Source organism: Rothia sp. HMSC066H02 (genome assembly GCF_001814995.1).
Classification (GTDB): domain Bacteria; phylum Actinomycetota; class Actinomycetes; order Actinomycetales; family Micrococcaceae; genus Rothia; species Rothia mucilaginosa.
In genome coordinates, this window is sequence record NZ_KV818676.1 from 1 (window position 1) to 1,361 (window position 1,361).

The 1,361-nt window shown below is 61.9% G+C and carries 1 pseudogene; it reads left to right on the forward strand.

Annotation, left to right across the window (positions count from 1 at the left end):
* Positions 1-122 precede the first annotated feature (122 nt).
* A pseudogene (locus tag HMPREF2999_RS04210) lies at positions 123-1,357 on the forward strand (IS256 family transposase).
* Positions 1,358-1,361: the final 4 nt, after the last annotated feature.

Below are 1,361 nucleotides of genomic sequence, written 5' to 3' on the forward strand. Positions count from 1 at the left end.
AGTAGCGTCCCGCATAGTGGTGTAACCGTGGGTGGTCGGCCCGTTTGATATGGGTGCGGTCACCGTGTGATCCTTCGAGAAAGCTCTCTACTTCTGACTCGAAATGATTTGGAGGCACAACGATGACCGCTCCTCATATTATCGACCCTGCTGGCATGCTTGGCGAGGCGTTGTCCCAGGCATCCCCAGATTTGATGCGTTCCTTGCTCCAGCACGTCATTAACGCGTTGCTATCAGCGGACGCTGATGCGGTGTGCGGGGCCCAGTGGGGTCAACAAGATCCGCAGCGTCACACCAGGCGCAACGGGTATCGCTACCGGCCCCTGGACACCAGGGTCGGCACCATCGACGTGGCGATCCCCAAGCTGCGCTCAGGCACCTACTTCCCAGAATGGTTACTGCAACGGCGCAAACGCTGTGAAACCGCGTTGATCACAGTGGTCGCTGACTGCTACCTGGCAGGAGTATCCACGCGCCGTATGGACAAGCTCGTCAAAACCCTGGGGATCACAGGACTGTCCAAGTCCCAGGTCTCACGGATGGCAACAGACCTCGACGAACACGTGGACCAGTTCCGCAACCGGCCCCTCCACGATGCCGGGCCTTTCACCTTCGTCGCCGCTGACGCACTGACCATGAAAGTACGCGAAGGAGGACGCGTCGTCTCGTGCGCGGTTCTGGTTGCCACCGGAGTCAACAATGACGGACACCGCGAAGTGCTGGGGTGCGCGTGTCCACCAGCGAGACCGGCCCGGCGTGGAACGAGTTCTTCGCCGACCTGGTCGCCCGAGGCCTGACCGGCGTGCGCCTGGTCACCAGCGACGCGCATCTGGGCCTGGTTGAGGCCATCGCAGCGAACCTACCCGGAGCCACCTGGCAACGATGCCGTACCCACTACGCCGCTAATCTCATGTCCGTCACCCCCAAAGCGCTATGGCCCGCTGTCAAAGCGATGCTGCACTCGGTGTATGACCAGCCCGACGCGGCATCGGTCAACGCTCAATACGACCGGCTCTTGGACTACGTGAACGACAAGCTCCCCGCCGTGTGTGATCACCTCGATCAAGCCAGGGCAGACGTCCTCGCCTTCGCGTCCTTCCCCACCGGGGTATGGACCCAGATCTGGTCCAACAACCCCAATGAGCGCCTCAACCGCGAAATCCGCCGACGCACCGACTCCGTGGGGATCTTCCCCAACCGCCAGGCCATCATCCGCCTGGTCGGAGCCGTCCTCGCCGAACAAAACGACGAATGGGCCGAAGGCCGACGCTACCTCAGCCTCGACATCCTCACCAAATCACGACTCACACCCCAACCCACCCAGCAGGAGGAACCCCCACTCCAACTCAGCGCATAACCCA